Source organism: Vibrio japonicus (genome assembly GCF_024582835.1).
In the GTDB taxonomy this organism is placed as follows: Bacteria; Pseudomonadota; Gammaproteobacteria; order Enterobacterales; family Vibrionaceae; genus Vibrio; species Vibrio japonicus.
On the sequence record NZ_CP102096.1, the window covers coordinates 1,210,958 to 1,234,903 of the forward strand.

22 protein-coding genes are annotated in these 23,946 nt (G+C 44.4%); 16 read left to right on the forward strand and 6 right to left on the reverse strand.

The window, feature by feature from the left end:
• Positions 1-103 precede the first annotated feature (103 nt).
• Both mepK and NP165_RS05785 read left to right on the forward strand, forming a co-directional pair.
• A complete protein-coding gene (gene mepK, locus NP165_RS05780) occupies positions 104-646 on the forward strand; it encodes a peptidoglycan L,D-endopeptidase MepK (RefSeq protein ID WP_257085367.1) in 543 nt (180 codons plus the stop codon).
• Between the two features lie 128 nt (positions 647-774).
• On the forward strand, positions 775-1,431 hold the full coding sequence (locus NP165_RS05785) for an MBL fold metallo-hydrolase (RefSeq protein ID WP_257085368.1): 657 nt from the start codon (positions 775-777) through the stop codon (positions 1,429-1,431).
• Between the two features lie 82 nt (positions 1,432-1,513).
• Here the strand turns inward: NP165_RS05785 and NP165_RS05790 are convergent, their stop codons facing one another.
• Positions 1,514-2,182 (reverse strand): DUF2982 domain-containing protein, encoded by a 669-nt coding sequence (locus tag NP165_RS05790; protein ID WP_257085369.1) that lies wholly within the window; start codon positions 2,180-2,182, stop codon positions 1,514-1,516.
• A 218-nt stretch (positions 2,183-2,400) separates the two neighbouring features.
• Between NP165_RS05790 and NP165_RS05795 the strand changes: the two genes are divergently transcribed.
• From NP165_RS05795 to NP165_RS05860, 14 genes are all read left to right on the forward strand, one after another.
• Positions 2,401-2,772, forward strand: a complete 372-nt coding sequence (locus NP165_RS05795; RefSeq protein WP_257085370.1) for a MarR family transcriptional regulator — start codon at positions 2,401-2,403, stop codon at positions 2,770-2,772.
• Positions 2,773-3,167: 395 nt separating this feature from the next.
• On the forward strand, positions 3,168-4,265 hold the full coding sequence (locus NP165_RS05800; protein WP_257085371.1) for a TRAP transporter substrate-binding protein: 1,098 nt from the start codon (positions 3,168-3,170) through the stop codon (positions 4,263-4,265).
• Between the two features lie 112 nt (positions 4,266-4,377).
• A complete protein-coding gene (locus NP165_RS05805; protein ID WP_257085372.1) occupies positions 4,378-4,917 on the forward strand; it encodes a TRAP transporter small permease subunit in 540 nt (179 codons plus the stop codon).
• Between the two features lie 9 nt (positions 4,918-4,926).
• On the forward strand, positions 4,927-6,210 hold the full coding sequence (locus NP165_RS05810; RefSeq protein WP_257085373.1) for a TRAP transporter large permease: 1,284 nt from the start codon (positions 4,927-4,929) through the stop codon (positions 6,208-6,210).
• A gap of 89 nt (positions 6,211-6,299) precedes the next feature.
• Positions 6,300-7,655, forward strand: a complete 1,356-nt coding sequence (locus NP165_RS05815; protein WP_257085374.1) for a cache domain-containing protein — start codon at positions 6,300-6,302, stop codon at positions 7,653-7,655.
• Positions 7,648-8,286 carry a response regulator transcription factor gene (locus NP165_RS05820; RefSeq protein ID WP_257085375.1) on the forward strand — a complete coding sequence of 213 codons (639 nt, stop codon included), beginning with the start codon at positions 7,648-7,650 and terminating at the stop codon, positions 8,284-8,286. Before NP165_RS05815 ends, NP165_RS05820 begins: the two co-directional genes overlap by 8 nt.
• Before the next feature lie 56 nt (positions 8,287-8,342).
• The gene (locus NP165_RS05825) at positions 8,343-8,681 is read left to right on the forward strand and encodes a DOPA 4,5-dioxygenase family protein (protein ID WP_257085376.1); all 339 of its coding nucleotides are present in this window, start codon (positions 8,343-8,345) and stop codon (positions 8,679-8,681) included.
• A gap of 109 nt (positions 8,682-8,790) precedes the next feature.
• Positions 8,791-9,393: a 2OG-Fe(II) oxygenase gene (locus NP165_RS05830; protein WP_257085377.1), complete on the forward strand. Its 603-nt coding sequence runs from the start codon at positions 8,791-8,793 to the stop codon at positions 9,391-9,393.
• An 81-nt stretch (positions 9,394-9,474) separates the two neighbouring features.
• Positions 9,475-9,699, forward strand: a complete 225-nt coding sequence (locus tag NP165_RS05835) for a hypothetical protein (protein ID WP_257085378.1) — start codon at positions 9,475-9,477, stop codon at positions 9,697-9,699.
• Positions 9,700-10,058: 359 nt separating this feature from the next.
• Complete coding sequence (locus NP165_RS05840; RefSeq protein ID WP_257085379.1) at positions 10,059-11,471, forward strand: basic amino acid/polyamine antiporter; 1,413 nt, start codon at positions 10,059-10,061, stop codon at positions 11,469-11,471.
• Between the two features lie 208 nt (positions 11,472-11,679).
• Positions 11,680-12,027 carry a PilZ domain-containing protein gene (locus NP165_RS05845; RefSeq protein WP_257085380.1) on the forward strand — a complete coding sequence of 116 codons (348 nt, stop codon included), beginning with the start codon at positions 11,680-11,682 and terminating at the stop codon, positions 12,025-12,027.
• 447 nt (positions 12,028-12,474) lie between these two features.
• Complete coding sequence (locus tag NP165_RS05850; protein WP_257085381.1) at positions 12,475-14,733, forward strand: type VI secretion system Vgr family protein; 2,259 nt, start codon at positions 12,475-12,477, stop codon at positions 14,731-14,733.
• Positions 14,715-15,308: a DUF4123 domain-containing protein gene (locus NP165_RS05855; protein WP_257085382.1), complete on the forward strand. Its 594-nt coding sequence runs from the start codon at positions 14,715-14,717 to the stop codon at positions 15,306-15,308. Before NP165_RS05850 ends, NP165_RS05855 begins: the two co-directional genes overlap by 19 nt.
• Positions 15,308-17,785, forward strand: a complete 2,478-nt coding sequence (locus NP165_RS05860) for a LysM peptidoglycan-binding domain-containing protein (RefSeq protein WP_257085383.1) — start codon at positions 15,308-15,310, stop codon at positions 17,783-17,785. Before NP165_RS05855 ends, NP165_RS05860 begins: the two co-directional genes overlap by 1 nt.
• A gap of 55 nt (positions 17,786-17,840) precedes the next feature.
• Here the strand turns inward: NP165_RS05860 and NP165_RS05865 are convergent, their stop codons facing one another.
• The 5 genes from NP165_RS05865 to NP165_RS05885 form a co-directional block, all read right to left on the reverse strand.
• Positions 17,841-18,896, reverse strand: coding sequence for a formylglycine-generating enzyme family protein (locus NP165_RS05865; RefSeq protein ID WP_257085384.1), 1,056 nt, complete (start codon positions 18,894-18,896; stop codon positions 17,841-17,843).
• Positions 18,897-19,259: 363 nt separating this feature from the next.
• Entirely contained in the window at positions 19,260-20,894 is a 1,635-nt protein-coding gene (locus tag NP165_RS05870) for a methyl-accepting chemotaxis protein (RefSeq protein ID WP_257085386.1), read from the reverse strand.
• 495 nt (positions 20,895-21,389) lie between these two features.
• Positions 21,390-21,668 carry a 50S ribosomal protein L25 gene (rplY, locus tag NP165_RS05875; RefSeq protein ID WP_257085387.1) on the reverse strand — a complete coding sequence of 93 codons (279 nt, stop codon included), beginning with the start codon at positions 21,666-21,668 and terminating at the stop codon, positions 21,390-21,392.
• A gap of 281 nt (positions 21,669-21,949) precedes the next feature.
• Positions 21,950-23,296: an ATP-binding protein gene (locus NP165_RS05880; protein WP_257085388.1), complete on the reverse strand. Its 1,347-nt coding sequence runs from the start codon at positions 23,294-23,296 to the stop codon at positions 21,950-21,952.
• Positions 23,286-23,945 (reverse strand): response regulator transcription factor, encoded by a 660-nt coding sequence (locus NP165_RS05885; protein ID WP_257085389.1) that lies wholly within the window; start codon positions 23,943-23,945, stop codon positions 23,286-23,288. The genes NP165_RS05880 and NP165_RS05885 overlap by 11 nt, the downstream gene beginning before the upstream one ends.
• Between the last annotated feature and the right edge of the window lies 1 nt (position 23,946).

Sequence of the window (23,946 nt, forward strand, 5' to 3'; positions counted from 1 at the left end):
TATCCGTCAAATGTGCACGTTTTATGCATTTGCACTTCATATTAGAGTTCAGTAAGGTGTCAGGCTAACACCTAATGAATAATAAGTTTGAAGGCATTTAGCAGTGAATTATTCTCGTAGAGATTTTCTCAAGTTAACAGGTTGTGGGTTGGCTGTGGCGAGTTGTGCGCCGGGTTTGGCTCTCGCTTCGTATCCTGATCTACGCCGCGAATTGGCGCTTAACAATATCAACACTGGTGAAGCGTTAGAAACATGCTACTACGATGGTCAGAACTACGTGAAAAAAGAGCTGACTCGCCTTGATAATATCTGTCGTGATTATCGCCGAAATGAAGTTCATCAAATGGATAAGCATCTTTTTGACCAAATCTCTTTGATTCAGGCAAAGTTAGGCGTCAGTGCAGAAGTGTTAGTGATCTCTGCGTACCGCGCGCCTGCGACCAATGCCTCACTAAGAGCCAAGTCTTCCAGTGTGGCGAAGAAAAGCTATCATACTCTTGGTCAGGCGATCGATTTTCGTTTAGATGGCGTCCCACTAAAAACATTGCGTGATGCCGCTTTGAGCATGAAAGCAGGTGGCGTTGGATACTACCCTAGAAGTAATTTTATCCACATTGATACCGGTCCGGTTCGGTACTGGTCGTAACTACAAAAAGCCAATACGCCATCGTTACATTGCTCTGTTACCGAACTTTTCAGCGCGAACATAAGGTTGTCAAAGACCTTGCTAGATGTCATAGTTTCGCTAGTTATGATTTCTATTAAGGTCAATGTATGTCACTGAAGTATCAAGTCGTTCCGGTTACCTCGTTCTCGCAAAACTGCTCTATCGTATGGTGTGATGAAACCATGGATGGGATTGTGGTTGATCCGGGCGGTGATGTAAAACAGCTTGTTGTGATCATTAAAGAACTGGGTATTAACGTTGTTAATTTGGTACTCACTCACGGACATCTGGATCATGTGGGTGGTACAGAGCCGCTTGCCGCTGAACTGGGTGGAGTGGAGATTGTTGGCCCACATAAAGACGATAACTTCTGGTTACAGGGGCTAGAAGGACAAAGCCAAATGTTTGGCTTCCCGCTTACAAAGGCATTCGAGCCAAATAAATGGCTACAAGAAGGCGATAAGATTCACTTTGGTAAGCAAGTTTTGGATGTGATCCATACACCAGGTCACACCCCAGGGCATGTTGTTCTTTTCAGTGAAGAAGCCAAGCTCGCGTTTGTTGGTGACGTTCTGTTTAATGGTTCGATTGGTCGTACTGACTTCCCGAAAGGTGACTTTAATACGTTGATCAACTCGATCAAAAGCAAGTTGTGGCCATTGGGCAAAGACGTACGCTTTGTTCCGGGACACGGCCCAGAATCAACATTTGGACATGAGCGTGCTTCAAACCCATTTGTTGCAGATGAAATGCCACTTTACTAATCGTGGTCTATAGATTAATAATGGTCGCTTCGGCGGCCATTTTGCTTTCTGCTTATAGAGCCACTCTTTATACAAAATGCACCTACTCGTCAGGCTCTGCGGCCGCTAAATATCGCCTGATAAGTCCGACAAATTCTTCTGGAGAGCGGTCTAAATCTCGGGTCGAAATGAAGACATCGTAGCCATAATAACTTCGTTGATACTTCATCCGATTCGCGAGCATCGCTTGTAACCCATAAAGCACTTCGCCATTAGAGCTTCTGAAGGGCTTGGCGTCGAGCACGATATCTTCAAACTGAATTTCCTTTTGATGCTGCTTAGCGCCTAAGTAAAGAAGGGCTCGTTGGCTTAACAGCAATTCAGTGGCAATCCTAGGACAAATACTCATTAGGTATGGCGTGTAGTGTTTTAATTTGAAACCAATCCAAGGCAGTGGGTATTGCCATCCGTCTTGGTCGTATTGACAAATACCAATGTCGCTAATGTTATTCCATTTGACAACCCAACCTCCCTTAAACAGATGTTGCTGGAAATGAAAGGGCGTCAGCGTGTAAGAAACGGTCGCTTTTTTTATCATTAGGTAGCCAAAACCTAATATCGAGAGGACGGTAATTGCAGTCAAGACTGCTTGTTGCCAGCCAGGCGAATACATGATCAAAAACAGCAACACGATGATAAACAGCCACATCATCAGTTTCATGACTGGTGAGTTAAGGTTCAATGGTTGATTGCTCAGATGAAGCGTTTTCATACGTGTTCTCTTTTAATGGTCAAACCTCTGTTTATTTATTCAGTACTCCGATGGGTGAACATAACTTGTCTGTTTAAATTGTAGTCTTATAACGGCATATCGCGTATTTTTCCCCGAATAAGCCGCCGATGCCCTGTAAATGGTGGCAAAATTTTGGTATAAAACGCGCTTCAAATTTTCACCACTGCTCCGTATGCAGTGAACTGGAGAAATACTCGATGAGACTTGCTCACAAGCGCAAAGTACAGATGAAACTGCAAAAGCGCATTAAAGCAGCAGTTGCAAATGTTGAAGCAACAAAGAAAGCGAAGCCTGAAGTTGAGAAAAAAGTAGCTGTAAAACCAGCAGCGGAGAAAGTTGTAGTAGCGAAAGCAACAGACATTGCTTTAACGCCAAAACAGCAACAAGTTCTTGATATCGTTGTAGCGAATGCTGAAGGTATCAATCCGAAAGGTATCGGTCTGGCAGCTGGCCAAGAAGACACTAAAGCGGCTTCATGGGCGACAGGTGCTCTAAAAAAACTTCTAGATGAAAACCTAGTAGTTAAAGAGCAACTAGCAGGTAACAAAGTTATCTACAAAGCTCTTTAAGTATTGCCGATAAACCTTGATTGCTGATAATCAGGGACATATCTTTAAAAAGCCTCGAGTTATTCGAGGCTTTTGCTATTCACGCCTAGTATGGCTGTTCCTTTCTATGTCACATAAATGACATGTTTTTAGACTCTTTCCTTCAAGAGTTAACTAAGTACTATCCCCGTTTAGTGTCACTTCGCTACATACTATAACTCTCTGTATAACACGTTTATGTTAACAGTTGTCCCATATGTACTACGTACAAATACGTATCTATTTTGTCTTATGGCTTCTTAGATTGTTAATGGTTTCCGTGTTCACGCTGATTTTTTCTCTCTTCAACTTGTTTCATTCTGTCATCGAAACAGGAATTTCTTTAAGAAAGAAGTCGTTTAACAAAGGACGTGAACATGAGTTTAATCAAGCAATCTATCAAACGTGTGCTGAAAGGCACTGCCGTTGCGGCGGCATTAGCGGTTATGGCTACTTCAGCAACAGCCGCGGAAAAAGTATATCGCCTTAAATTAGCGGAAACCTGGGGACCAAACTTCCCAGTTTTTGGTGATGCGACGAAGAACATGGCAGCGATGGCTGAAAAAATGTCGAATGGTCGTTTACAAATCCGTATCGACTCTGCCAATAAGCACAAAGCGCCGTTAGGTGTATTCGATATGGTTAAGTCTGGCCAGTACGATATGGGCCACTCTGGTTCTTACTACTGGAAAGGTAAAGTGCCGAATACGCTCTATTTTACTTCTATGCCTTTTGGTATGACGCCTTCGGAGCAATACGCGTGGTTTTACCATGGTGGCGGTATGGAGCTGATGGATAAAGTGTATTCTCCACATAACTTACTGTCGTTCCCAGGTGGTAATACAGACGTACAGATGGGTGGCTGGTTCCAGAAAGAGATCAATACCGTTGAAGATTTTCAAGGTCTGAAAATGCGCATTCCGGGATTTGCCGGTGAAGTTCTTGCTGAGCTAGGTGCAAAACCAACCAATATTGCCCCTGGGGAGCTCTATACATCGCTTGAACGCCGTACAATCGATGCACTGGAGTGGGTTGGCCCATCTCTGGACCTACGCATGGGTTTCCACAAAATCGCCCCTTACTACTACACAGGTTGGCATGAGCCAGGTTCAGAGCTTCAGTTCCTTGTAAACAAGCGTACATGGGAGCGTTTGCCTGAAGACTTGCGTGAGATCCTGCGCGTAGCAATGAAAACCGCAGCTTATGACATGTATACGCAAGCTACTCACGAAAGCGGCAAAAACTGGGTATCCATCAAGACTGAGTACCCGAATGTTCAGGTGAAAGACTTCCCACCTGCAGTAATGCAAGCCATGCGTGAGGCAAATGCGAAGCTGCTTAAGAAGCACGCCGAGGAAGATGCGTTGGCTAAGGAAATCCAAAAGTCTCAAGCGGATTACCTGAAACAAGTTCGCTCATGGACAGACATCTCTCACCGCGCATATCTAAACAACCAAGCGGCACAAGTAGAATAGTTTAATACAACAAACCATTGGGTGACGCTGTCACTTAATGGAGGCCCAAGAAAATCATAATAATCGCGCTATCCACTTGGGTAGCGCAAATCACAATTCCAGGGAGTAGGGAATGAGAAGTCTGATATACATTGAGCGGTTATTTAATCGCTTTGGCGACTTTCTAGGATGGCTATCAAGTGTGCTGTTTTTGTTGCTACTCGTGAACGTAGTCTACGATGTGGTCATGCGTTATGTCTTCAATGACGTTTCAATCGCGTTTCAAGAAATGGAGTGGCATCTGTTTTCCGCTGTGTTCTTATTGGGTGTGCCATACGCGATAAAAGCGGGAGGTCATGTTCGTGTCGACCTATTCTACGAGCGCCTATCTCATAAGGCTCAAGCAGTCATTGATTTGCTTGGTACGATTGTTTTCCTATTCCCATTTTGTTTGCTGGTGGCGTGGTTTGGCATTGATTTCGCCAAAGAAAGCTACGCGCTGGGTGAAACATCGGGCGATCCAGGTGGTTTACCCTATAGATGGTTCATCAAAGCCATGATTCCTCTCTCTTTCTTCTTTATGGCAGTTAGCGGTGTTGGTCTGCTATTGCACTCATTAAATAAAATTATCCACCCGCATTTATTGCACACCAACAGCATCGATAAGCAGTAGGAGAAGTCCATGATCGGTATAGTAATGTTTTTTGTGGCCTTGTTTGCGTTGCTGCTTGGCTTTCCTGTTGCGTTTACCTTTGGTGGTATCGCACTAATATTTGGTGTGTGGGCAGAGGGCATAGAAATGTTTGCCTTTATGCCATACCGAATTCAATCCATTATGGAAAACACCGTGCTGATGGCGGTTCCACTCTTTGTTTTTATGGGGTTGGTACTGCAAAAAACACGTCTTGCTGAGCAGTTGCTTGAATCAATGGGCAGGCTGTTTGGTGGTGTACGTGGTGGTATCGCCATTTCGACCGTTTTAGTTGGCGCGCTGCTTGCGGCATCAACGGGTGTTGTTGGAGCTTCTGTTGTGGCAATGGGCTTAATCTCACTGCCTGTTATGCTGAAGTACAATTATGATAAAGGGTTAGCGTGCGGCACAATCTGTGCGTCTGGCACGCTTGGGCAAATCATTCCCCCTTCCATCGTTCTGATTCTTCTGGGGGATGTGCTTGGTGTGCCTGTGGGCGATCTTTTCCAAGCCGCTGTTTGGCCGGGTCTTGTCTTGGTTGGCGCTTACGTTATCTACATCCTTATTTACGCCAAATTAAACCCAGAAGCAGCACAACCGATACCAAGTGATGGCTCAGTGAGTCGTAAGCAAGAGGTTCTAACCGCACTCAAAGCGATTATTCCGCCTTTAGCTTTGATCGTTGTTGTGCTTGGTTCCATATTTGCGGGTATTGCAACGCCAACAGAATCTGCGGCATTGGGTGGTGCAGGCGCAATTGTGCTGGCCATTTTATACCGTCAGTTTAGTTGGAGTATGGTGTACGACGCGTCTAAAGAGACGGTAAAAGTCACAGCGATGGTATTCGCCATACTTTTAGGCGCGACCGCTTTCTCGATGGCGTTTACTTACACGGGTGGCGACTATCTGGTAGAAGAATGGATGCTTCAGTTACCTGGCGACAAATGGGGATTCCTAATCATTACCATGTTGGTGATTTTGATTTTAGGATTCTTCATCGACTTCGTAGAAATCTGTTTCATCATCGTCCCAATTTTGGCGCCAATTGCGGAGATACTAGGCATCAACATGACTTGGTTTGCGATTCTTATTGCGATGAACTTGCAAACCTCGTTCCTGACACCGCCATTTGGCTTTAGCTTGTTCTATTTGAAAGGGGTTGCACCAGCATCCGTGTCGACGCGAGATATCTACCGAGGTGTGATGCCATTTATCGCTATCCAAATCGTTGTGCTCACTAGCTTATTGGTTTTCCCTGAATTTTATGGAATGTGACGCCTTAGTTACATAATATTAACCACTGTTGATATAGTGAAGCTGCTTATCGTAGGGTAAGCAGCTTTTGTTGTATTAAAGGGAAGAGAATGCATCTACAGGCGAAGCTAATATTGCTCAGTTTATTGCCGTTGTTGTTAGTGACAGCCATGACCAGCTGGATATCCATATATCAAGCGCAAACGTTGGGTGAAAATGAGGTAGAGCTTTTCAAGGAAGGCTTAATCAATTCTAAAGAGACCGCCTTAAAAGATCGCGTGGATTTAGTCATTGATGCCATTTCGCACATTTACAACGATCCCTCTCTTCCAGAAGACGTTGCCAAGCAAAGCGTAAAAGAGATTGTCGACAAACTGCGTTATGGCAAAGACGGTTACTTTTTTGTCTATGACGGAGATGGCACAAACTTAGTTCACCCAATTCTCCCTCATCTTGTTGGGAAGAATTTAATCGCACTTCAGGATGAGAGTGGCGATTACCTCATTGAAACGCTTTTGCATCAGGCCAAAAGTGGAGGTGGCTTTCATCAGTATTTGTGGCAAAAACCGTCGACAGGTGAAAACGTTCCTAAACTCAGCTATGCCGCTTGGCTGGATGAATGGCAGTGGATGATCGGTACGGGACTTTATGTTGAAGACATATCGTATGAAGTTAGCCGACTCCAACAGGAAATTAATACCAATATCGAAACCACATTTTTTACCGTTGTGATTATCGTTATCGTGACGGTAGCGGTGATCTTGGTGATCACCTTAGCGGTCAACTTACATGAACATCGGCTCGCGGATAAAAGCTTGAAAGAACTGGCACATAAAACCGTGATGTTTCAAGAAGATGAGAAAAAACACTTAGCCAGAGAATTACATGATGGTATTAATCAACTGCTTGTGTCGAGCAAGTGTCACCTTGACCTATTGAGCAGCAAAATTGATAACCCTCAGCTACGTCAGCATTTGCTCAAGTCGCAGCAATCTTTAACGACAGCAATTAATGAAGTACGCAATATTTCACATCAATTACGCCCAAGCGCGCTTGATGATATTGGTTTGCAAGCCGCAATAAACAGTTTATTACAAGATTACAAAGCACATTCGGGGGCGGACATCGAAGCGTCGCTGTCGACTCAAGCGGGGAAGCTGAAGTCGGAAGTGGCGACAACGTTGTATCGTATCGCGCAAGAATCGCTCACAAACATAGAAAAACACGCCAATGCGAGCAAAGTCAGCGTGATACTGCAGCAGATGGGGAATATGCTTCAGCTGATTATCCGTGATGATGGCGTCGGGTTTGACGTTAACCATGCGATACGAAGTGACGGTATTGGACTTCGTAACATGCGTGAGCGCGTGGAATTTATTGGCGGAGATTTCGAAATAGAAAGTGAACCGGGTTTTGGCACCGAAATTACGGTTCTTTTACAGTTGGATGGATTAGTGAATGGATAACACAATCAAAGTAGTCATCGTCGACGATCATCAAGTCGTTTTGGATGGATTTATCGCGCGTCTGCAGATAGAGCCAGAAATAGAAGTTATTGGTACAGCAAGCAATGGCTTGGATGCCGTAAACACGGTGCGAGAATTACAACCCGATGTGGTTTTGATGGATGTAAGTATGCCAGTGATGAATGGCATTGAAGCGACCAGTTTAATACGTGAAGAGAACCCAAGCGCAAAAGTGTTGATGCTCACCATGCATGACAATCGAGAGTACATCATGAAAGTGATGCAGGTTGGCGCAGTGGGTTACATGCTGAAAGAAATCAGTGCAGAGAAAATGGTTCAAGCCATTAAAACCGTGAATCAAGGCTCGACGTATTTTTGCGAATCGGTCACGCAGACTCTATTTTCTCAGGAAGTGTTTCCTGTGGCAGAAAAACCGAACCCTTTGAGTCGCCGAGAAGAGGCGGTGCTCAAGTTAGTCGCGCAAGGTCACAGCAGTAAAAAAGTCGCTTCTTTGCTCGATATCAGTTATCGGACTGTTGAGACGCACCGCCAGAACATTAAACACAAACTCGATCTTCACAGTACAGCTGAATTAGCGAAATATGCCGTGGAAAGAGGCTTAGTGAGTTAGGCGAGAATGAGAATTAGTGTTATTATCTTCGTGTTTAAACCTATGCAACAAAGCTAATGACATATCCAATCAATCAACACGAAAAATATCATGCTCACGTCTATTTCAATCAAGACAGCAGCGACTTCGCATCTTCGATAAGAAATCGTATTAGCACAGAGCTCAACATGCCAGTTGGTAATTTCCACCAGAAGCTTGTTGGCCCTCATCTTATGTGGAGCTTTGCGGTCGAATTTAGCCGCAGCGAATTTGATCAATTAATCCCTTGGTTAGATAGCGCAAGAGGGGATCTCACTGTACTGGTTCATGCTGTCACCGATGATGATTACAAAGATCATACAGACTACGCCTATTGGCTGGGCTCAGAAGTCGAACTCAACCTGACACGTTTATAGATGACATAAGTAATTATTGTCGTCAGGGCAAAAAAGCTGATTTGAAGCAAATAAGAACAGTTCTGTATAAGGCTGTTCTTATTTTCAAATAATTAGAATTCTTTTACGAATGAACCAGCTTATTGATGCTCTGTTTGGCGACGGCTATTACGTTTGGGATGACTTTCTAGACGCGAAAGAAGTCGCCAGTTTAAGGGAATGCATTCCAGACGAATGGAAACAAGCACGTATTGGTCGAAATGAAGAAGCGGTGCGAAAAACGAGTATTCGTAGTGACAAGATTCAGTGGCTAACTACTGATATGACCCCGTCTGTCAGTGGTTTTCTAAATAAAATGGAAACGCTCCGCTTAGAAGCCAATCGACATTTCTTTCTTGGTTTATTCGAGTTTGAAGCTCATTTCGCTAAATATGACATCGGCGACTTTTACCAAAAACATTTAGACAGCTTCCAGAACAACCGAAACCGAAGATTGACCATTGTGTTCTACTTGAACGAAGAATGGTGTGAGTCAGATGGTGGCGAGTTAGTGGTTTATGATCTTAACGACAATCAACTTGTCAAAGTCGCGCCAAAAGCAGGGCGGTTGGTTGTATTCTTTTCAGAGCAATTTCCACATGAAGTTCTTCCTACCAATACAGAACGCTATAGTATTGCGGGCTGGTTTAGAGTGAATGGTGTGACAAATAATCAGCTCAATATTGCCACCTAGCCTGTATAAATAGACAGTTTTTATTGACGATTATGCCTCTTTGTCTATACTGGTTTTATAAACAGGTAGAGGAGGTGGCATATGTTGTGGGAAACCATTGAACGCGTTAACCGCCTGCGTCAAAAGGCGTTGCAAGATCCAGAGTTTATTCAATCAGCCAAAGCGCATGAGAGAGCCATTCAACATCAAGCGGATTGCTGCTGTGTTGAGAAACGTAAACGTAGTCATAAGGCCAAAGCGAAAACATTGGCCGATGTCTATAAGCAAGTCGAGTTCTCTGATCAGTATGACGATCGTCATCATTAAGAGGCGATGAGATTCTGTTGTAAATTCACCTGACTCATTTTATCTGGGCAGCCTATTAGGCTGCCTTTTTTGATCATCCGTTTAGATAAAGAGTTGTTCTAATAATGTGGATAATAAGTTTATTTTTGGTTTAATATTCCAAAAAAACATTTTCATTTAGTTTTTACTGGAAGTTTTGTTTTCAATAAGTAGACGTAAATTACTATAATGTCACTTAGAGGTTTGATCGGTGACAATGAAAGTGGGTTTTTCCCCCTTATCTCCGAGATACAGCTCACAGTCGCTCTGCCTGTCACGCTAGATTCAGCGTAAAATGCCTCTCCTGAAAAATAGAAACCTATTACACCCGGATAATTATAATGGATAACAAATTAGGTCTTAGTTCGCTCACTGCCATCGTCATTGGTTCAATGATAGGGGCTGGAGTGTTTAGTTTGCCACAAAACATGGCTTCTGTGGCGAGCCCTGCCGCCGTAATGATTGGCTGGATAATTACCGGCGTCGGCATGATTTTTCTCGCCCTTTCGTTTCAAAAATTGGCGTCCAAAAGGCCTGAAATAGACAGTGGTGTATTCGGTTATGCAAAAGCTGGCTTTGGTGATTTTGTCGGGTTCTGTTCTGCTTGGGGTTACTGGCTGAGTGCGATGCTTGCCAACGTTTCATACCTTGTCATTGTATTCAGCACGTTGGGGATGCTCTTCGACACTCCAGATTCCATCATATTTGGTCAGGGTAACACCTGGGTTTCCATTGCTGGTGCCTCTTGCTTACTTTGGATGGTTCACGCATTAGTGTTGCGAGGCGTCCAGACCGCAGCGCTCATCAATATGGTGACCACATTCGCAAAGCTGATTCCTTTATTAATATTTGTTTTTTGCGCGTTAGTCGCGTTTAGCTGGGATACCTTTTATCTCGACTTTACCGGTGTTCATTTTGGTCAAGAACACGACCTACTTTCTCAGGTAAAAAGCACCATGCTTGTTACGGTATGGGTGTTTATCGGGATAGAAGGGGCGGTTGTCGTTTCAAGCCGCGCTCGCAACCGTAAGGATATTGGCAGAGCCACCATACTTGGTCTTTTGACGGCATTGGCTATTTATGTATGTGTCACGCTGCTTTCGATGGGTGTCATTAAGCCCACAGAGCTTGCAGAGTACCAAAACCCTTCTATGGCGAAAGTGTTGACGCATATTCTTGGTCCATGGGGTCAATACATCATCAGTGTCGGTCTTTTAATCTCTGTGTGCGGTGCGTTTCTAAGTTGGACGGTACTTGCTTCTGAAGCGCCATACTTGTGTGCTAAAGAGAAGATGTTCCCTAAGGCTTATGCCAAATTGAATCAAGCAGGAAGCCCTGTAAAACCGCTGTTGTTGACGAATATCTGGATTCAGATTTCTCTGATTGTTGTGATGTTCGCGGGCAGTACGTACGATACCCTGCTGATTATCGCCTCTGAAATGATTTTGGTCCCTTATTTTCTGGTAGGTGCGTTTGTGTTAAAGCTCGCAATAGCAGAAAAGAACAAAGGCAGTTTGCTGCTTATCGGGGTAGGGGCGACTATTTACGGTATTTGGCTCCTCTATGCTTCAGGGCTTAATTATTTACTGCTTTCAGCCGTACTGTATGTTCCAGGGCTATATTTTTATGTTTTAGCCAAGAGAGAGCAGGGGACTATGCCATTTATTGGGAAAGAAAAGTTAGGTGCGTGCGCGCTAAGTAGTGTGGCTCTTCTCGCGGTAGGAATGATGTGGAATGGCATGCTAGGTATATAGATTTTACTGCTCGCGGATGCGTTATTGATTAAGTTTTGCGCGTTAAGTTGCTCGAACCCTCAGTTAGCTTAGAAAAATATTAAGTAATTTGATATAAAGTCGATAAATATGAGTTAGCACCTTGCGTATTAATCAAATGATGTCGCTTAAAGGACAATTTCGCTAACGTGAGATGGCTAAGGAAATAATGAATATAGGGACTTCAAGCATGAGCGCAGTAGATAAACGACAATTCTACCGCCTTAAATATCCACCACGTGCTAGGCCAAGCGTTTGTTTCGAAAAGGAAAGATACCGCGTTAGTGAGGTGTCTGAAGGTGGCATTCGTGTCATCATGAAAGATGCGTCACACCTGAAGATAGGTGATGAGATGGTAGGTGTACTATCTCTCCATAATAACCGTGATGTAAATATTGTAGGCTCCGTTTTGAGATTCGATGGGGCTGAAGTTATTATAAAGCTTGATAAAGGGCCGTCATTCAAACATATGGTCGATGAGCAGCGTCACATACGCAGTAAGTACCCCGCATTTTATGATCGCCTTCGCATGGCGTAGTATCAATGTTTTGAATTGTACGCCTAAAGAACCGCCTCAACTGGCGGTTTTTTAGTTTTTGCAAACTAATGCATTGAATATAAACTACAAATCTTTAATGTCGGCGGTGGTTTGTATCGTTGTGCTATTGCTTAAGCCGATTGTTGATTCGAGTACCTTAGATCTGCCTCTGATACGTTCAACGAAAATATAATGCCAACTATTTCACGAAAACATCTCCCCCAAATCGAGTAAACGCCGTTCGTATCACTAATCAAATAGGCGTGTTTCTGCTCTAAAAGTCAATGTGCTTATCAGTATGGAATAAATTGTAAGTGAATTCATAAGTTTAACCATCAAATCGCCACGATGCACACGCTAAAATAACTTGATACAGTGTGAGCATTTAATGCGTGGTGGACTAAGCGTTCACCTTGCATCTCCTACTTGTCTTAAGAGCCGAATGGTATGGTTAATGATATAAATTTTACTTTTGATGTCTCAGGGTTCTCCGGAGCGTTTAAAGTCGAAAGCTTTCGGGTCACGGAAGCTGTATCTTCCCCCTTTGAAATGAACCTGACGGTGTTGTCAGAAGATGACGCTATTACGTTTGAAGCACTGAGCAGAAAAGCAGGTGTGCTGTGTTTATTTGGTCAGGGCATGGCGGTGGCGCGTCAGTTCAATGGTAGCATCTCTGAGCTGCGCTATCTGGGTTCTGGGCGTCGTTTCTCTCGTTACCACATTACACTGGTTCCACAACTTTGGTTTTTGACTCAGCGTCAAGATTGTCGCATCTTCCAAAAGCAAACGGCTCCGGAGATTATTCGCGATGTTTTTGACGATGCGGGAATTCGTGACTATCGCTTCGAGTTGTCGGCACAGTACGAAGCGAAAGAGTACGTGTTGCAATACCGAGAGAATGACCAGCATTTTGTACAGCGATTGATGGCAGAGCACGGGCTTTGGTACTATTTTGAGCACAGCGAAAGTACGCATACGATGGTTATTGTAGACAGCAATGATGCAATACCTGAGCTTATCAGTTCTCCTCTAAATGCCTCGTATTTAGGCCCTGTGATTTATCATACTCAAGGTGGCGGTGTTTCTGACCGAGAACACATCTCCGACCTTGAGCAAATACATCGGACTCGAACAGGACTAGTCAGTTATGGTGATTACAACTACCTCACACCGAAAATTCCGCAGGGTAAGTATGCAGAGGAAGGACCAAACTTCGACTTACAACGTTATGACTATCCGGGCCGATATGCCACACCAGAATTAGGTCTACAGCGTACTAGTGAGTGGATGTCAGAACATGCCGTAGATAGCCACCAGATTGAAGCAGCAAGCGATATCATGCGTTTGACGACGGGTTACAGCTTCGACATCAGCCAACATCCACGTTCGGCAATCAATCGGGACTATCTGATGCTGTCGGTGATACACACTGGTTTCAACCCTCGCGTTCACGAAGAGGAAGCGAGTGAGGAACCGACAACCTATCACAACCATTTCTCCTGTTTACCCCGTGATGTGACGTTCCGCGCACCCAAGATGGCTTCTCCAGTTGTGGACGGTCCTCAAACGGCCGTTGTAGTCGGTCCTGCGGGGGAAGAAATATACACGGATGAGTATGGACGTATTAAAGTGCAGTTCCATTGGGACCGCTATGCGCAAAGCGATGAACATAGTTCATGTTGGCTGCGTGTCAGTCAATCTATGGCCGCGCCAAACTGGGGGGCTGTGTATTTACCTCGTATCGGTCATGAAGTGATTGTGACCTTCCTTGAAGGCGACCCAGACCGTCCAATGGTGACAGGCGCGGTGTACAACGGTTTACATACGCCGCCATACCCACTGCCAGAAAACAAAACTCGCACCGTGTTTAGAACCCAAAGCCATAAAGCAGAGGGGTATAACGAAATGTCCTTTGAGGACGAAAATGACCAAGAAGAGGTGTATTTCCGTGCTCAAAAAGACATGAAAACCAAAATTCTAAATAACCGCTACCGTGACATCGGCAATGATGAAGAACTAAAGGTCGGTAATAACCAAGAAAACAACATCCTAGGAGACCGTAAAGAAGGGATTGATGGCCATAAAACGTCCATGACCAAACAAATCTTTATGGAGAAAGTCGAGAAGGATGTTCAGGTGGTCTACAACGCAAATGAGTCTAAAAAGATAGCCAGCAATCGAGACCTCTATATCGACGAAAACCGACGCACGCTTATTGGCAAAAATGACATAACGGACGTCGGCCAAGATCAAAGTACTGTCGTATTGGCCTCACGCTCCATTGATGTGGGCGTAGATGACACACAAAGAATCGGTAATCAACTCAGTGTCGAGGTCAATGGAAATATCTCTCTCCGCTCTGATGGCGAAACGGCTGTAGTGTCTGCTGAAGAAATCAAAGTTCAGGTTGGTGCGTCGAGTTTGGTGCTCAAAAGCAGTGGAAACATCCACTTACACGGCACTTCCATTGCGATTGATGGCGCAAGTAATGTCACGGCGATCGGCGGTAAGGTCGATATCAATCCTAGCAGTGCTGTAAAGGGCAGCAGCAGAGTATCAACTAGACGCCCGAAGAAACCGTCATTAGCAATGAAACCGATGCCTGTGATGTCACCTACTTCTTATGCCGGATTGGTTGAAGAAGGCAGTTTATTGCAAGAGATTTGTGATTGTGGGAGTGGAAGAACATGCCAATTGCACAGCTAAACCCTGAATGGGACATCCAACTGACACCACCATTTTTCCCATCGGCTGATAAAAAGCTATACGTGCTGCTTGAACCTACGTTATGGCCTGAATGGGAGGAGTCGTTATCGGACAGTGAAGCCGTTCCACTCTTTGCCAAAACTCGATTCGCAGCCGTAGGAAATGGCCCTGTCGTCGTGGAAATCCCTGACAAGCAGAAGCTAGAAACTGTACAAAGCCACTTAGAGGCAACGCCTTCTGGTTGCCTTATTGTTGCAGTAAGTTCGATAGATATAGAAAGCCTTGCCACGTCTTTACGAAATCGCCTTGTTGTTCAATATGGTCAGGCGCAAGCGATGATGCGGTTTTATGAGCCTCGCAAACTTGTCATGCTTATTGGTTCAATGAATACGTATCAAAGGCAGCAGTTCTTTCCATTACTGACTCGTATCCAATGGTTTGACCGTGAATGGCTAAGTGCTTCATGGCAAAAGCCAGAGCAAAGCCAAACAATTCCACAGATTTGGGATTTAACTGAACAGCAAATACAAACCATGAACTTACTTTCTGACTACTGGCAAGGAGCGAACGCCTAATGAGTCAAACTTACACTATCAAGCCCGGCGATACCCTGTGGCAAGTAGCCATTGAACAACAAGTGGATTTCCCCACGTTGCTTGAGTTGAATCCGCAATATCAAGAAAATCCAGACTTTATCCGTGTAGGTGAAACGTTAACGCTCCCTGACAACACACCTCTTGAAGAAGTAAAGCCTAAACATCCCGTAGAACCTGTTTCAGATTTACGAGAACTGGCTGAAACAAGCCCCTTATTTGCGCCACCTCTCTGCCAATCCATTGATGTTCATGATGTTATTTTCTTAACTGGCGATGGGCCGCTTGAATATTGGTTATTGGATGAGAAAGCGGCAAAGGAGCTTGAGAAAGAGAGTCAAAAGACAGACCTATTACTTAACAATTACAAGGAAATACTTGAGTCTGCGCCAAAAGGGAGTAATGCAACCCATGAAGCGATGGAAGAACACGCGCGTAAAAAAGAGGCCTGGCTTGCTGATGCAAACTATGCCGAAATGTTCGCAACGGAAGAGGTTCAGAATAATCCTGCTAGCCAAAGAGTTGCGAAAATAAAGGCAAATCAGCAACCAACTAACTTCAACTTAAAACGCGCAAGAGCGACTAAGCGCGCGCTGGAACAGCGTAAAGCGTTTGTAGAAAAATACCACAACACTTTTTTCTCTGAAGGCTCGACAGAGACATTAAGAAAACACGTCCTAGAGAGCATTCAGAAAGAAATTGATTATTACCTCAATTTAGAAGCAGAGGCAGAAAAGAAAAAACCGGAATCAGTTACTAAGGTCGGGATTAAGGCAAATGCTGATGGAACAGCGCTCCATACACGTAAAATAAAACGGCATGTAGCGGAAGTGTATTCAGTGAGTCACGGTCGTTATGTTTATATACGCTCGCGCTTTCTTGAGCGAGAAGAAAAACGCTGGCAACGTTCTTATACTCATACGAAGGCGATGAAAGCTCTCGAACAAAAGGATTATAAAGGCTTTGGTAAAGCTGTCGCTGAAGACATCAAAGAAAGTCAGAACACACTTAAAATTACGTCAAAGTTAGCACAGTGGAAGGCGGAAGGTAACAAATGGGTAGAATGGAAAGCGACTCAAGATATATTACAATATGAAGGCAAGACGATTTTTGCTGTCAGTGCAGAGGCGCAGCTTTTTCGATGGGGGGCTCAAGCCACCGCAGTGAGTGATTTTGAGCCAGCAAAAGGCAGGATAGATTTAGGCATCGGTACGGATGCTAGCGTGTCGCTTGCGGAAGCGAAAGCAGAGGCCAAACTGTATTTACCGCATGAAAAAGGTTTTGCTGCTCAATTAAATTACCGCGATGCCAATGGAGAAAATGCCACCTACTCATTTGGTTGCTTTCGACTCAATGGCACGGTCTCGATTGGGTGCTTTATTGGCGCCGCCGTAGAAGGTGAAGGGAAAGCGGGCAAAAGTGCTAAGCAGAATGAAAACGGGGAAAGTGTGGGTGTGCTGTTCACCCCTCGCATTAACTTAGCTAAGTCACCGAAGGGACAAGTCGGCTTCAAAGCGCAAGGGTTTGCCGGTGGGAACGTCAGCGGTCAAGTGCTTGGTGGTATTGAGTGGCAAGCGCCAGAAGGCGAGAAACCTGTCTCATTCAATGCGCTTGCACAGATTAGCGTAGCCGCGAATATCGGAGCGGGTGCAGGGTTTGGGGCAGATTTTCAACTCTCGCTAACTGACGGTAAGTTCTATTTGATGTGTTCAGGTCAACTTATTTGGGGTGTTGGCGGCGGCGGCGGTTTCGGTGTACTCATAGATGGTGAGCAGTTGTGGGAGCTCACGCTTATCCTTTTGAAGGCATTGCAATACGTCGATTACCGTTACTTGAATAATATAAGCGAAGAAGCATATAAGCATTTGCTTAACTCAACGTTAGTTTCTTTTGCTAGAGATTTGGTTGTTGATCCTTCTCAGACATTTGAAAAAGTGTTGTTGGCAGGTGAAACTCAGGTGGAAACTTGGAAGCAAGACTTTGAAGATATTATGGACCGTCAGAGAAAAGCAAATGCGTTGGCTACACGTATTCTCGATGAATCGACGTTATCAGGCGTACCATTTGAGCAAATGTTACCAGAAGCAGTTGGTATTATGCTCGATATCTTAGTTGAAGAGTTTTTGCTGAGTTTTAATGAGCAGCAAGAAAGTGCGATATATAAATTGCTTAGCGAGAGCGCTTACAGTTGGCATAAATTTGAAGAAATTTTGCAATGCATGAACCCGGCGGGTCAGGCTGTTCTGGGTGATAAAGTGATGTTTGATAACCTTGCTCGCATTAACGCTATATTGGACAACACGCAGCAGCATGACTTTAACTTGTGGGTCACTCAGCTAGCAGAAAAAGGTAAGAGTGGTGCGACTGGTAAGCCTTACACGCCACTTAGTGGTGACGCACTCACACGCAAGAAAGCCCAAATAACTGCTCGTGATGATGACTATTTGCCGTATAGATAAACTTACCAAGAAAGGGAATAGGCTGTTATAGCCTATTCCCCCCGACTTTACGCCATTACCTAGCTGGCATGGTTTGTTGAAGAGCACAGCGAAAGCTCACCGAAGGAAAATATCTCTCTTTGACAGGAAGACTATGGATTCGTGAAAATACCATAGTCATTCCTCCGGCATCGCGAAGCACTTTTTCCGTGCCAGATTCTGGACCTTGCGGATTATGTTCCGGTGAGTTCTGGTAATATGTCGGCGAGTACCAGTCATTTACCCACTCGCTCACCTGATTGGACATGCCAGCCACTCCTAACGGGTTTGGAGGATAGGAGTCAACATCTTCGATATCTGTTGAACTATTGACTTCATCCTCTTTGTAGTCCACGTAACGACTAGTCTCTGGAACGAAATAATGAGAGTTGTACATTTGACGATAGCCATTATTAGTCGCGAAATATACCTTTTTCCCGCGGCTCCTTGCCGCATATTCCCATTGTGCTTCCGTTGGTAAGTCAAATGGCAATGCACTAACATCACTTACCCATTGACAGTAATCTTTGGCGTTTTGCCAGGTCTTGGTTGCCGCTGCATTGTTTTTGCGCTTAGTTATTAATACTTCATAGCGTTCTGAGCCTCTCTCAATATGTGGCCCATTTTTAGACAAATCACGGCCAACAGGTAGGCCAGTAATTTGGCGCATCCACTCCATATCAATAAATCGTGTTTCAAATTTAGCAATAGAGTAAGAATCTAACGTTACTTTATGTAGGTGATAAGCACCCGTTTCACCACTAGATGGCGAACTCAAGCACTGCACATCTGGAGACCAATCCATGCGATTTAGCGTACCACTTGGGGCTTCGCAGGGGGCACCAAAGTCTCCCATATCAAAGCTGCCGCCTTCAACAAAGACAAGCTCTTCGATAGCTCGCACCACCACTTCAGCCGCATTCTGTTTTTGTTCTCGAGTTGCTTCAGGGTAAAGGTTATTGATGTTTGATACGATTGTATCAATTTGCTTTTGAGAGACGGTCTCACTTGAAACCTCGATTGTTGAACTTTCGCTATTGCACGCCATTAACAAAGGAAGCGTACAAGCCATTCCTAACCATCTGTTTTTCATTGGGTCTTCCTTTTTGTCTATGTGCATATTTTACGCATAAACAAAAAGTGATAACAGTTTCAAATGAACGGTATGCCTAGTTATAAAGACTGCGTTACTACTTTATATGGTTTTTTAGTGTTTGGGGGTAAGTAAGGTATTCTGCCGGATGTTTTTAGCAACCTGCGGATTAGTGTTGATAGGGTGATTTGTAGGGTAGTGAGATATGCGAGTAAGCGTTGAACTATCTGGAGTTATTTACGTTCAAAATTATGTAGAAAGTAGCATCGCAACCAAGGCGCATATACTGCGCCTTGGTTATTGTTGTAATGGGGATTATTAGATGGGGTTAAATATAAGGGGCTTTCAGCTTTGTATAAGCGTTTATACCTTAAACTGCGCTACCAGTTTATCTAGGTTCTCACACTGTTCAGAAAGCGAGATACAGGCATTTTCAGCGCTGTTGACCATCTCAACCATGTGGTTGCTATTGTCTAGAATGCGAACCACATTATTGTTTACTTCTTCACTGACACTGTTTTGCTCGCTTGCTGCGGTTGCGATGTGCGTATTCATCTCATTCATTAGCGCGATAGAGGTCATGATCTCTTTAAGCGATTCAGACGCACTGCCTGCACTTACAATCGTCTGCTGACCACTTTCTTTACTCGCTTCCATAACGGATACCGCCTGGCGCGCGCCTTCTTGCAGCTTTTGAATCATTAATTGAATTTCACCAGTGCTGTCCTGGGTACGACTAGCCAACGAGCGAACTTCGTCTGCAACCACTGCAAAGCCTCGGCCTTGCTCGCCTGCTCGAGCTGCTTCAATCGCTGCATTCAATGCCAGTAGGTTCGTTTGGTCGGCAATGCCACGAATAACATCCAAAATAGAGGCGATGTTGCTCACGTCAGCATCCAAATTGTGGATGACTTGGCTTGCGTTATCAATTTCACCTGCCAACGTTTCAATAGAGGAGACAGTGCTATTGAGAGTGCGATCGGTGTTCGATGCTTCGTCGTTTGCCTTAGTACTTGCCAGGGCTGCTTCCTCAGCATTAGACGCCACAGTTTGACTGGTTGCCTGCATTTCGTTGACTGCTGTGGCAACCATTTCACTTTCTTGCTGCTGTTGGCCAGAGAACTCCGCAACAGATTGTGTCAGTGATTTAATGTTTTCCATTTCAGCGCGTACCGCGTTCGATGACACGATCACTTGCCCTACAGTGGCGTGGATACGTTCAACAAACTGGTTAAATGCATTGGCGAGTTGACCCAGTTCATCATTACTTTGTACCGAAATTCGTTTCGATAGGTCACCATCACCTGTTGCAATATCATTCATTGCCTTGTTAATTCGGTTAATGGGTGTGAGTACCAAGCGGTGTGAGATCCAGAATGAAAAGCCAACAAGTAAAACCGCAATAAAAGCACCGACTTCAAGAACGATTTTGCTGTATTGGATGGATGCCGCTGATTCTTTTCGCAGTGAAAGTTGAAGCTCTTCGACATGTTCCGTGATGGTGACAAGTTGCTCACGAATCGTCTTAAACTGTGCGTCTAATTTAGTGTGGTTTTGCTCGTAATAACTAACTGCTTGTGCCGGATTTTCAAACATTGGTTCATAGAGCTTCACCCATGCTGTTGTCGCAGCAGCAACTTTATCAATATCACTTTGTTTGCTTTGAGGAAGATAACCCGCGTCGACCAATACGCTAGCTTTGCTTAGACGAGGTGTCGCTTTGTATGCGTTATCTTTAAACTCTTCGATGTTGTACTCTATCTCAGCTTGGCTTTTCGCTAGCATCAGCCCTTGTGCGGCAGTGACCACTTGGTATAGGTCGCGGTAGCCATCGGCTAAGCTATCCATAACTGGTTGAACTTCGGTATTGAGTTGCTCGTTCAGGGACTCTTGTCGGTTCGCTTGAAGGACGTTGATGACCGTCATAATTGCAATGATGACTGCCAGTAAAACGATAGGAAAGGACAGTTTGTGTTTGATGGTAAGCCTATTTAGCATAGTGAATCCTAAACATCTGATGTTAATAAAATATTCGACTGCTTATTGCATGGCAAAGAGGGCATAGTTGCGTATAAAGAATGCATGACTGCGTTTTGTTAAGCAAGTCCACGGTATGTCATAGGTTGGTGAAATTGTGGCATTTTTGCAAAATTTGTCTCCATTTTGAGCGCATGGCTAACTTTTTGAATAAAGTGAAAAAATACCTTTACTTAATTGGATTTATCGTCATTAGTGGCGGATCTGCATCGGAAAGCGGTTGTATTGGCTTCGGAGTTTTTGAAGTAGGGCTGACAGCTTAAAGCATGGCGGTCGCTGAATTAGCGCTATATTGGTGGTGTGTTCAGAATGGAATTTTGAGGCTTTAGAAAGGTGAAACCCCAGAGGTGGTAAGTCTCTGGGGTTTCGAATTTTTTAGAAGTCTCGGTTGGTAAAGCCGATATTCTTTATATGCAAAAGGTTTGGATTAAATCCGATTAATTCCTTGGTAGGGAATTAGATGCGGATGAAGTCCATGTGCTCAACTTTTGGCTTGTAAGCGTGACGTTGAACGTCTTGTGGCTTAACTTTTACTTCAGCGCCATCGATCACTAGAACGATACCTTCGTAAAACTCAGGCTTGTCCATTTGGTTAACGATGTCATCGTGGTTAAGAACGATTGATACTGGAGCTTCAGAACCACCGTAAACGATAGCAGGGAATTTACCAGCGTGACGTAGGCGGCGGCTCGCACCTTTACCTAGTTCAGTACGTACTACTGCTTCAAATTTCATAGTATTACTCTCAAATATGAATAAATTAATGTCACATTCGGCAATGCGACCTTGCCCGAATGTATTTCACGTTTTACAAGTAATTGGTAGTAACTCATAAAACGAGCGCGGATACTAACACTCTCTCAGGTTACTAGCAATAGAAAATAGCGCCAACTGACTATCTTTTGATTAAATCTATTCAAATAGTTAGCGAATCTAGCATAGCGAATTCTAATCTAGGTTTCGTTTCACTCTTTTTACGGTTTCATGAAGTAAAAACGTCGAGTTTCTATTTACGTTTATACAAGGGCCTTTTTAATAGAGAGGATGGCTTTTAAGCCTCCTAATGAACCACGAGAAAGGGTTAAATCCCCTCGGTAGCTGTGCGCCACTTCATTCACGATGTTTAGCCCCAGCCCGCTGCCTGGTGTGGTTTCATCCAGTCGAAAGCCTCTACGCGTAACTTGAGCGAGTTTATCATCGGGAATGCCGGGGCCATCATCTTCTATGACAATCCGAATATTGTCATCTTGACCATGTTGGGAATAGACCCGAATAAGACTGTTTGACCATTTGTATGCGTTTTCCAGTAAGTTACCGACCATTTCATCAAAGTCGGTCTTCTCAACAGCAATTTCGATGTCAGAGTCGAGTTCATTAATCAGAGTCACGCCGCGTGATGCATACACTTTATCAAAGGCCAACGATATGGCGTCGATTCGTTCTGAAGGCTTCGTTTTTACCGCCAATATGTGTTTGGAACCTGCCATTCGAGTCCGGCCAAGGTGATAATCGATCTGGCTTTGTATCTGGCTGATGGGCCCTTCAAAACGTTTTTTTATATCTTCATCTTCTAACGCCGAAATTTCGTTTCGGATAACAGAAAGCGGCGTCTTAAGTGCATGAGATAGGTTCCCTGAATGATTACGTGCTCGTTCTAACAACTCTTGATAATGGAAAAGAAGTGCGTTTAGGTCCGATACCATGGGTGATACTTCACTCGGATAATCATTTTCTAGGCTGTTCTTATTGCCTGCTCTGACTTGAGAGAGCTCTTTGCGCATTTTTGTCAGTGGGTTTAAAGACCAAAGGACTTGAATGATGATGATGAATAGAATGCCAAAATAGAGTAGGGCGAGTATGATCCAGAGTTGGCCCATTAAACTGGCAACCGTGTTTTTTATTGGTTGCTCATCAATACCGACACGCACGGTAATTGGGCCGTCATAGTCTGGGAAGTAGAGTGTACTCTCAAGAAGGATCAGGCGTTCAGACTTAGGGCCGAAGGGTGCTTTGTCAAGTTTGGTGTATGTGATCCTTTTATCCCAGAGTGAGCGAGACCGCAGCAAGTCAGTATCGGTTTGTGCTGACCAGTAAAGACCACTATAAGGTTGGCTAAATCTTGGGTCTGCTAATGCGTTAGACAAGGTGAGCTGACCATCTTCATCAACATTGATCGATGCAGATAATTTGTCCAAATACAGTGAAAGTTGGTCGGTGGTATCCTCGACCATGTAATTGAATACCTGCTTAGGTACGGTGACGCCCGCTGCGAGGATCATGGCCGTTAACCAAACAATGGAAGCGAAAACCAGACGACTTCGCAAACTGAGGTGTTTCAACGCTTGTAACTTACTATTTCGCATTTAGCTGATACCCTAGTCCTCTCACCGTTTTGATGACCTTAGGTGCAATTTTCTTGCGAATGCGGCCAATAAAAACCTCAATGGTATTTGAATCTCGGTCAAAGTCCTGTTTGTAAATGTGTTCGACCAGTTCGCTACGGGAAATAACTTTGTCTGGGTTATGCATGAAATAGGCGATAACTTTGTATTCAAGGGCTGTCAGGGTTATTGGTTGTTCTTTCCACATCACTTTGGACGTTCTGGTGTCTAAGCTAAGATGACCAATTTGAATAATAGGAGAAGCATTCCCCGACGCTCTGCGAAGTTGCGCCCGAATGCGTGCGATCAGCTCGACCATTTCAAAAGGCTTGGTTTGATAGTCGTCCGCGCCTGCGTTTAAACCTTCGACGCGTTGAGTGAGTGTGTCTCGTGCGCTCAAGATGATAACAGGCGTATTGACGTTCTCATCACGGATGCTTTTGAGTACCGTTAAACCATCTAATTTCGGTAAGCCGAGATCCAAAACGATCGCATCCCACTCTTCAGAGGTTGCGCGGTAAAGTGCATCGATTCCATCCTGTGACAGCTCCGGCACCCAGCCCGTTTGTTCAAAAGCGTCTACAATTTGTTCTCCCAAGCGTGGGTCATCTTCAACAACGAGTATTTTCATA

Coding starts and splice junctions, on each gene's coding strand:
- NP165_RS05870 (WP_257085386.1), bottom strand. CDS start 20,894: ATGCTAAATAGGCTTACCATCAAACACAAACTGTCCTTTCCTATCGTT.
- NP165_RS05880 (WP_257085388.1), bottom strand. CDS start 23,296: ATGCGAAATAGTAAGTTACAAGCGTTGAAACACCTCAGTTTGCGAAGT.
- NP165_RS05815 (WP_257085374.1), top strand. CDS start 6,300: ATGCATCTACAGGCGAAGCTAATATTGCTCAGTTTATTGCCGTTGTTG.
- NP165_RS05840 (WP_257085379.1), top strand. CDS start 10,059: ATGGATAACAAATTAGGTCTTAGTTCGCTCACTGCCATCGTCATTGGT.
- NP165_RS05855 (WP_257085382.1), top strand. CDS start 14,715: ATGCCAATTGCACAGCTAAACCCTGAATGGGACATCCAACTGACACCA.
- NP165_RS05885 (WP_257085389.1), bottom strand. CDS start 23,945: ATGAAAATACTCGTTGTTGAAGATGACCCACGCTTGGGAGAACAAATT.
- NP165_RS05865 (WP_257085384.1), bottom strand. CDS start 18,896: ATGAAAAACAGATGGTTAGGAATGGCTTGTACGCTTCCTTTGTTAATG.
- NP165_RS05800 (WP_257085371.1), top strand. CDS start 3,168: ATGAGTTTAATCAAGCAATCTATCAAACGTGTGCTGAAAGGCACTGCC.
- NP165_RS05790 (WP_257085369.1), bottom strand. CDS start 2,182: ATGAAAACGCTTCATCTGAGCAATCAACCATTGAACCTTAACTCACCA.
- NP165_RS05805 (WP_257085372.1), top strand. CDS start 4,378: ATGAGAAGTCTGATATACATTGAGCGGTTATTTAATCGCTTTGGCGAC.
- rplY (WP_257085387.1), bottom strand. CDS start 21,668: ATGAAATTTGAAGCAGTAGTACGTACTGAACTAGGTAAAGGTGCGAGC.
- NP165_RS05795 (WP_257085370.1), top strand. CDS start 2,401: ATGAGACTTGCTCACAAGCGCAAAGTACAGATGAAACTGCAAAAGCGC.
- NP165_RS05825 (WP_257085376.1), top strand. CDS start 8,343: ATGACATATCCAATCAATCAACACGAAAAATATCATGCTCACGTCTAT.
- NP165_RS05850 (WP_257085381.1), top strand. CDS start 12,475: ATGGTTAATGATATAAATTTTACTTTTGATGTCTCAGGGTTCTCCGGA.
- NP165_RS05810 (WP_257085373.1), top strand. CDS start 4,927: ATGATCGGTATAGTAATGTTTTTTGTGGCCTTGTTTGCGTTGCTGCTT.
- NP165_RS05830 (WP_257085377.1), top strand. CDS start 8,791: ATGAACCAGCTTATTGATGCTCTGTTTGGCGACGGCTATTACGTTTGG.
- NP165_RS05785 (WP_257085368.1), top strand. CDS start 775: ATGTCACTGAAGTATCAAGTCGTTCCGGTTACCTCGTTCTCGCAAAAC.
- NP165_RS05845 (WP_257085380.1), top strand. CDS start 11,680: ATGAGCGCAGTAGATAAACGACAATTCTACCGCCTTAAATATCCACCA.
- NP165_RS05820 (WP_257085375.1), top strand. CDS start 7,648: ATGGATAACACAATCAAAGTAGTCATCGTCGACGATCATCAAGTCGTT.
- NP165_RS05860 (WP_257085383.1), top strand. CDS start 15,308: ATGAGTCAAACTTACACTATCAAGCCCGGCGATACCCTGTGGCAAGTA.
- NP165_RS05835 (WP_257085378.1), top strand. CDS start 9,475: ATGTTGTGGGAAACCATTGAACGCGTTAACCGCCTGCGTCAAAAGGCG.